Consider the following 7,219-nt stretch of genomic DNA (forward strand, 5'->3'; position numbering starts at 1 on the left):
CGTTCTACAACCTGGAGGAAATGTGGGGCCTTGAGACCCCCCGGGCTTCTGCCCTGCACACGGCAGGGTAATGCGCATCACGATTGTTTCTGTGGGTAAAGCCCGCTCCGGCCCCCTGGCTGACCTGTACGCCGAATATGCCCGGCGCATGGTCTGGCCCCTGACCCTGAAAGAGATCGACAGCCGCAAACAGCCCACGCCGGACGCCCAGAAAAAGCACGAGGCCGGCCTGATCCTGGGCGCCCTTCCCGAAAACGCCGTGGTCCTGGTTCTGGACGAAACCGGAAAAACCATGACCAGCCCGGCCCTGGCCGCGCGCCTGGGACAGTGGCGGGACAACGGCGTGCGCGATCTGGCCGTGGTCATCGGTGGTGCGGACGGGCTGGACGACAGCATCCGGAAAAAGGCGGACCTGATCCTGTCCTTCGGCGCCATGACCTGGCCCCACATGCTGGTGCGCGTCCTGGCGGCGGAACAGCTGTATCGCTGCCAGCAGATCCTGGCCGGACACCCCTATCACCGGAGCTGATTTCCTTTATACCCTGACAGTCTTTCCCTTCGCCATCACCATCGGGCCCGGCGGGGTATCGCGCAGCACCAGTGCAAGAGCCAGGTCGCCGCAGCTGCTGAGGATTTCGCCCACGGGTTTTCCGTCCTGGAAAATTTCCGTACCCCGGACCGGCAGCGGGCTGTCCACGCGGACGGAAACCAGCCGGCGTTTCGTCAGGTCCCTGTGCTTCATGCGGGCGGTCAGTTCCTGGCCCACATAGCATCCCTTGGTGAACGAAATGCCATTCAGGGCATCCAGCCCGAAATCCATGATGAAGGATTTCTCCGGCGTCATGTCGCGGCTGCCATCCGGAATGGCCAGCTGGATCCGGTGCCGGTTGTAATCATCGAAAGTGCCGCGTTGCATTCCCGCTGGCACCTGGTCTGCCCGGGACACATACAGGCGCCAGCCCAGGTCCGGATGGCGGGGATCGGCAAGGGCTGAAGGGACAGGTGGACAGTCGCCCCACAGGGCCAGCACAGCCCATTGCGTTGTTTCGTCCCTGAATTGCACATCGGCACGCAGTTTATACAGGGACAGGCGGCGGATCAGGTCGGCGCAGCGCCCGGCTTCTGTGTCCAGCAGCAGGGTTTCTCCCTGGTCCAGCACCAGCATGTCGTGCAGGAAGCGCCCCTGGGGGGTCAGCAGGGCTGCATACAGGACCTGTCCCTCCGCCAGCCCGGCCACATCATTGGTCAGCAGGCCGCCCAGAAAGGACTTCCGGTCCGCGCCCGTGACGCGTATCATGGCGCGATCGGGAAGTTCGGTAAAAAAACAGGGCATCAGACTTCTGTACATCCTTAACCAGGGAAAAACCATGGGTATTGCCATCGAGATCGCGCCGGGAGAGCTGCTGGACAAGCTGACCATCCTGGACATCAAGCGCGAACGCATCACCGATGCAGCCAAGCTGCGCAACGTGAACCACGAGCATGCGCTGCTGCAGAAGGCCATGGACAGCACAGTCAGGTCCAGCCCGGCTCTGACAGCCCTGTACCAGGAGCTGCGCCGGATCAACGAGCGCCTGTGGGACATCGAGGATGATATCCGCGACTGCGAGGCGGCGCAGGATTTCGGTCCCCGCTTTGTAGAGCTGGCCCGCGCGGTCTATCACACCAACGACAAACGCGCAGTGGTCAAGCGGCAGATCAACGACCTGCTGGGCTCAGACATCATCGAGGAAAAGTCGTATAAAGATTATACGGCCCGGACCGTCTGAGATGACGCAGTTTTTTTATAGTTGTCCCGGATAATTTCTGTAATGGTTTGTCATTCCGGCCGAGGCGAAGCCGAGTGGAGGAATCTCCTTCAGAAGGAGATCCTTCGACTTCGCGCTGCTCTGCAGCGCTTCGCTCAGGATGACAGGAGGGGTAGCGTATGAAAAGTATCCGGAATAACCCCGTCTGTCCCGTGATCCTGTCCGGCGGCGCCGGCACCCGCCTGTGGCCCCTGTCGCGCGAGCTGTACCCCAAGCAGATGCTGGACCTAGTGTCGTCTGGATCCTCCATGATCCAGGATACGGCCGCGCGTGTTCCGATGCAGGCCGGGTTCGCCCCGCCGCTGGTGATCTGCAACGAGGAGCACCGGTTCGTGATCGCGGAACAGCTGCGCCAGGCCGGCCATCCGCCCCGCACGATCCTGCTGGAGCCCGCAGGCCGCAATACCGCCCCCGCCATCGCACTCGCGGCCCTGTTTCTGGCGCGGACGGACCCGGACACTGTCATGCTGGTCCTGCCCGCCGACCACCTGGTACGGGACCGGGAATCCTTCCTGCGGGACGTGGACAAGGCCGCTGCAGCAGCACGGAATGGCTGGCTGGTCACCTTCGGCATCCGGCCTGCGCATCCAGAAACCGGCTATGGCTATATCCGGCAGGGACAGGCGCTGGAGAACGGAGCCTTCCGGGTGGGCCGCTTTGTGGAAAAGCCTGATCTGGCCACGGCCAAAGCCATGATTGCCGCCGGCGATCACCTGTGGAACAGCGGCATGTTCCTGTTCACGGCCCGCCGGGTCCTGGAAGAACTGGCCCGCTTCCAGCCGGAGATTCTGGCGGCCTGCCGCGATGCGCTGGACCAGGGACAGCAGGACATGGATTTCCTGAGGGCGGAACGCGGGGCCTTTGCCCAGTGTCCGGCCCTGTCGGTTGACGTGGGCATCATGGAGCGCACAGACCGGGCCGCTGTCGTGCCGGCCGGGTTCGACTGGACCGACGTGGGGTCATGGGCATCCCTGTGGGAAGCCAGCCCGCGGGACGGTGACGGAAATGCGGCTGTGGGCGATGTGATCCTGCAAGGCAGCCGTAGATGCTATGCCCGCACCGACCGGGGCCTGCTGGCCTTGGTGGGGCTGGAGAATGTGGTGGCCGTGGCGACGGAGGATTCCGTGCTGGTGGCTTCCATGGACCAGGTCCAGGACGTACGGAAAATTGTTGCGATCCTGAAAGACCAGGGCCGCAGCGAGGCGCTGTCCCATCCGCTGGTTCACCGCCCGTGGGGTACCTACCGCGTTATCTGCAGCGGGGACGGCTTTCAGGTAAAGACCATCATCGTGAAACCGGCGGGCCGCCTGTCCCTGCAGAAACACAGCCACCGGGCTGAGCACTGGGTGGTCGTGCGCGGCACCGCCCTGGTAACGCGGGGGCAGGAGCAGCTGCGCCTCCAGGCCAACCAGTCCGTGGACATTCCCGTGGGCATGGCCCACCGGCTGGAAAACCCGGGAACCGAGGACCTGGAACTGATCGAGGTCCAGTCCGGCCCCTACCTGGGCGAGGATGACATCATCCGCCTGGAAGACGTGTACGGACGGGTGTAGGGATTTACCCCTCCCCCTGAGGGAGAGGTCGACATCGAGCGTAGCGAGTATGTCGGGTGAGGGGTACGGACGAAGAGTCTTCTTTATGACCCCTCACCCGCTCAGGCCTTGTCGGCCTTCGCGACCTCTCCCTCAGGGGGAGAGGTAAAATTTTCCTTCTTCGCCAGCGGGTGATGCGCCTCCACCGCCTGTTTCAGGCGGCCGGTGGTGACGTGGGTATAGATCTGCGTGGTAGCGATGTCCGCGTGGCCCAGCATTTTCTGGACGCTGCGCAGGTCGGCGCCATGGTCCAGCAGGTGGGTGGCAAAGGCGTGGCGCACCACGTGGGGGCTGACCTGGTCCGGGTCCAGCCCGGCGTCCAGGGCCAGCTGTTTCAGGATCTGGCCAAAGCGCTGGCGGGTCAGATAACCGCTGGCGGCGATGGAAGGAAACAAAAACCGGGACTCGCGCCCTGTGGCTTTTTCAAAGGCTTTGCGCACCGGCGTCCAGTCGTCCAGGGCTTTGCGCGCCGCGTCTGACAGGGGGACAATCCGTTCCTTCCCGCCCTTGCCGCGCACCTGCACAAAAGCCCGGTCGCGGCTGATGGCCCCCAGGGGCAGGCTGACCAGCTCACTGACCCGCAGGCCGGTGGCGTAGAGCAGTTCCACCAGCACCATCAGACGGTATTTTTCCGGTGATTCCTGTTTCTTCAGGGCTTCACCCAGCAGGTCGCTGACCTGTTTTTCGTCCAGGACTTTCGGAAGGCTCTGTCCCATCCGCGGGGTGTCCAGCGTTGACGAAGGATCGTCGACACGGCGGGATTCCGAGCACAGAAAACGAAAGAACTGTCGCAGGGCCGACTGCCGCCGGGCCGTGGTGCGGGGCGACATGCCGGCCGAGGCCATGTGGGCCATCCAGTCCCGCAGGTCCGCGTCCCTGGCCTGGTCCAGCACCACATTGCGTTTTGCCAGAAAGGCGGCCGCCTCGGCCAGGTCGGCCAGATAGGCTTGCCGGGTGTTGCGGGACGCGCCCCGCTCGGCCGTCAGCATGGCCAGAAAAGCATCCACCGAAGGCGATACGGCTACAGCCGTTTTCGGTGGTCGTCCGCGTTTTTTTACCACAGGTTTTTCTGTCATGATCCCGTGCGCAGAACCAGCGTTTCCCGCGCCAGCGCCCGGGCATCATCCGCAAGACCCACCTGGCGCAGAGCCCGGATTGCCTGGGCTGTGGTCGGGACGGAAGCTTTCTGTGGGCCATCGGGGCCAAGGGTTGTCAGGGACAGCAGCACGGTCTTTCCTGTCTGTCCGGCGCGGGCTGCGGTGGCCAATTCCGTGTTTACTGCCGGGGACAGGCTGCGCATGCGATACTGGACGCCATCAGCAGAAGGAGTATCCGCCACAGGCGGTGCCGGAACTTCGGTCAGCGCCTGGACCAGCAGCTGCAGATCAGCCATCCGGATGCGGTTTTCAGCACTGGCTGTGCGGGCTGTCAGATCGTTGAACGCTGCCTCGGCGCCCGGCACCTCGGCGGATGATGCACCCGATGCCAGGGCCAGGGGCCACAGCAGGGCGACGGTATCGGTTGTTTCGGGATGCGCGGTGGCATGATTCAGGGCCAGCGCATGCCAGGGCTTTGCCTTCGCCGCAAGTCCGCGGCCATAGTACAGGCGGGCAAAGCCGGCGGCCATCTCCGCCCTGCTGTCGGTCGGACCCACAGTGTCCAGAATATCCAGCACCAGGTCAGCGGCCGGTGAGACCAGCTCCTGCGGCTGGAGCAGCGCAACCATGGCCTGGGCCAGACCGGCCCTTTCCATGGGCTTTCCCCGCCGGGCTTTCGCAGCCTGGTACAGCAGCGCCAGCGCCTCGGCCCGGTCGCGTTCGGACGCCAGAGCGGTGGCATCAGCCAGCTCTCCCGGCCGGAAGGAAACCGCCCTTGCGGATTTCAGCAGGGTGTCGGTGTCTGCCAGCCCCTGGGGGGCCAGCTTCAGGGCGGCCTGAAAGCGCAGCAGGGGCGGCGTGGATGTGTCTGTGGCCAGACGGGCCAGCCGGCCTGGCGGGAAGGTTTCCAGCGCTGCTGCAGGGATTGCGATCCTTCCGGCCTCCATCAGCGCCAGATGAAGCGGAGATAACGTTTCTGACCCGGACAGGGCCGGCGGCGGGGTCCCGCTGACGATGGATTCAGCCAGATCCAGGAACAGCGGGTCGTTGGTCGCGCCGCTTTCCCGCTGCAGGGACAGGCCCAGTGCAGCGGCGGTCAGGTCGGTCTGGCTGATCTGGCACAGGACCAGAAGCCGTGCCCATTTCCTGTCCGTATACGGGCGGGTCTGCTCGCGGAATTTCGGGGCACAGACAGTGTCGAGATCGCCCTGTTTCAGGGACTCTTCCACCAGGGCCCAGGCCCCGTTTTCGTCCGCCGGTGGCGTGGAAGAAGGCGGACTGCCCCCCAAACCGGCGGCTTCAGCGGACAGGCCCATCTGCTCCAGCGTCCGGGTTCTCAGCGTCAGAAACTCGGTGGCGGAAAAACCTTCCGGCGGCACAGCCTCGGTCAGCAGCAGGCGCCGGGCCAGGCCCAATGTGACGGGTGTTGTTACGGCTGCCGGGACGCGGGGAAGAAGATCCGCTGCCTCGTTCCTGCGGATGCCCTGCCACAGGGTCCTGTCGAACCCGCCGGTTTTTGCTGTCAGAAGACCTTTCGACACCTCAGGCAGCGGCGCGATATCCTGTTTCGCCACTGGGGCATCCATGCGCGTGCGCCACTCTTCCGGGGCCGGCTGCGCAGTAGCATCGGGAACAGAGGGCTGGACAGGGGCCGGGGAAAAATCCTCTTCCATCATCTCATCAGGAAACGGATCTTCAGGAGAACCAGCAAGCGCAGGGGCACACACCAGGGCCAGCGCCAGGGCGAAAACGGGGAAAAGGCGGCTACGGAGCAGCATCATGGGGAACCTCCCTTTCGACCATGGTCCGCGGGATATCCCGGTTCCAGAATCCCAGAAACAGCACTGCAGCCACAAGGCCTGCGACCAGGACCAGAAGGACGGGGCCGGTGAATGAACGCTTCCGGGGAGGATACAGCATGGGGCAACCTCAGGGACAGGATCCCTGTTTATTGCACTCCTGTCGTGGCAACAAAAGGGCAGGGAAAGGGTACTGACAGCGAGGCCGAAAAGTTTTCTGTTACCCCGGACTTGATCCCGGGTCCGGTTTGTCTGTAGACAACAGAAACTGGATCCCGGCCTTCGCCGGGATGACAATCGGGGAAAAAACCATGCGTGCGGAAATCGAGACAGCGGTGGAGGAGATCCGCAAATCCCTCACACTGCTGAGGAGGCATCTTTGACTGGGACAATGCTGTCCGCCGTCTGGATGAACTGAATGCCCTGGCGGAAAGTCCCACCCTGTGGGGCGATCCGAAACGCGCCCAGGACCTGCTGAAGGAACGTACCCGGCTGGATACGGCCATCAGCGGTTATCGCCGGCTGGACGGTGCGCTGCACGACGGCATCGAGCTGATCGCCATGGGCGAGGCCGAGAACGAGCCGTCCATCGTCGCCGATGCCGAAACGGCCATCTTTGACCTGCAGAAAAAGGCCGCGGCGCTGGAGCTGGAAAGCCTGCTGTCCGGCGAGGCGGACGCCAACGACTGCTATCTGGAAGTCAACGCCGGCGCCGGCGGGACCGAAGCCCAAGACTGGGCCAGCCTGCTGATGCGCATGTACACCCGCTGGGCCGAGCGCAACAAGTACCCCGTCGAGGTCTACGACACCTCCTACGCGGAGGAGGCCGGCATCAAGTCGGCGACGTTCGCCGTCAAGGCGCCGTACGCCTACGGGACGCTGTCGGTCGAGTCGGGCACGCATCGGCTGGTGCGGATCAGCCC

7 protein-coding genes and 1 pseudogene are annotated in these 7,219 nt (G+C 64.1%); 4 read left to right on the plus strand and 4 right to left on the minus strand.

Going from position 1 to position 7,219, the window contains the following annotated elements:
- Nucleotides 1-70 precede the first annotated feature (70 nt).
- Nucleotides 71-529 (plus strand): 23S rRNA (pseudouridine(1915)-N(3))-methyltransferase RlmH, encoded by a 459-nt coding sequence (gene rlmH / locus M3O22_03760; protein MDP9195875.1) that lies wholly within the window; start codon nt 71-73, stop codon nt 527-529.
- 6 nt (nt 530-535) lie between these two features.
- Here the strand turns inward: rlmH and M3O22_03765 are convergent, their stop codons facing one another.
- Complete coding sequence (locus M3O22_03765) at nt 536-1,333, minus strand: folate-binding protein (protein MDP9195876.1); 798 nt, start codon at nt 1,331-1,333, stop codon at nt 536-538.
- A gap of 34 nt (nt 1,334-1,367) precedes the next feature.
- On the opposite strand from M3O22_03765, the gene M3O22_03770 reads away from it, so the two are divergent.
- On the plus strand, nt 1,368-1,769 hold the full coding sequence (locus M3O22_03770; protein ID MDP9195877.1) for a DUF6165 family protein: 402 nt from the start codon (nt 1,368-1,370) through the stop codon (nt 1,767-1,769).
- 158 nt (nt 1,770-1,927) lie between these two features.
- On the plus strand, nt 1,928-3,361 hold the full coding sequence (locus M3O22_03775; protein MDP9195878.1) for a mannose-1-phosphate guanylyltransferase/mannose-6-phosphate isomerase: 1,434 nt from the start codon (nt 1,928-1,930) through the stop codon (nt 3,359-3,361).
- A gap of 101 nt (nt 3,362-3,462) precedes the next feature.
- Here the strand turns inward: M3O22_03775 and M3O22_03780 are convergent, their stop codons facing one another.
- Genes M3O22_03780 through M3O22_03790 form a run of 3 tightly spaced genes read right to left on the minus strand, consistent with a single transcriptional unit; the run spans nt 3,463 to nt 6,417 of the window.
- A complete protein-coding gene (locus tag M3O22_03780; protein ID MDP9195879.1) occupies nt 3,463-4,476 on the minus strand; it encodes a site-specific tyrosine recombinase XerD in 1,014 nt (337 codons plus the stop codon).
- The gene (locus M3O22_03785; protein MDP9195880.1) at nt 4,473-6,278 is read right to left on the minus strand and encodes a hypothetical protein; all 1,806 of its coding nucleotides are present in this window, start codon (nt 6,276-6,278) and stop codon (nt 4,473-4,475) included. Before M3O22_03785 ends, M3O22_03780 begins: the two co-directional genes overlap by 4 nt.
- Entirely contained in the window at nt 6,262-6,417 is a 156-nt protein-coding gene (locus M3O22_03790; GenBank protein ID MDP9195881.1) for a hypothetical protein, read from the minus strand. Before M3O22_03790 ends, M3O22_03785 begins: the two co-directional genes overlap by 17 nt.
- 190 nt (nt 6,418-6,607) lie before the next feature.
- On the opposite strand from M3O22_03790, the pseudogene M3O22_03795 reads away from it, so the two are divergent.
- Nucleotides 6,608-7,219 (plus strand): annotated as a pseudogene (locus M3O22_03795) (PCRF domain-containing protein).

It is taken from the genome of Pseudomonadota bacterium (genome assembly GCA_030775045.1).
Lineage (GTDB): Bacteria > Pseudomonadota > Alphaproteobacteria > JALYJY01 > JALYJY01 > JALYJY01.

Excerpts from the sequence above, each read along its gene's own strand:
- rlmH (MDP9195875.1), top strand. The coding sequence starts at position 71 with ATGCGCATCACGATTGTTTCTGTGGGTAAAGCCCGCTCCGGCCCCCTG.
- M3O22_03765 (MDP9195876.1), bottom strand. The coding sequence starts at position 1,333 with ATGCCCTGTTTTTTTACCGAACTTCCCGATCGCGCCATGATACGCGTC.
- M3O22_03770 (MDP9195877.1), top strand. The coding sequence starts at position 1,368 with ATGGGTATTGCCATCGAGATCGCGCCGGGAGAGCTGCTGGACAAGCTG.
- M3O22_03775 (MDP9195878.1), top strand. The coding sequence starts at position 1,928 with ATGAAAAGTATCCGGAATAACCCCGTCTGTCCCGTGATCCTGTCCGGC.
- M3O22_03780 (MDP9195879.1), bottom strand. The coding sequence starts at position 4,476 with ATGACAGAAAAACCTGTGGTAAAAAAACGCGGACGACCACCGAAAACG.
- M3O22_03785 (MDP9195880.1), bottom strand. The coding sequence starts at position 6,278 with ATGATGCTGCTCCGTAGCCGCCTTTTCCCCGTTTTCGCCCTGGCGCTG.
- M3O22_03790 (MDP9195881.1), bottom strand. The coding sequence starts at position 6,417 with ATGCTGTATCCTCCCCGGAAGCGTTCATTCACCGGCCCCGTCCTTCTG.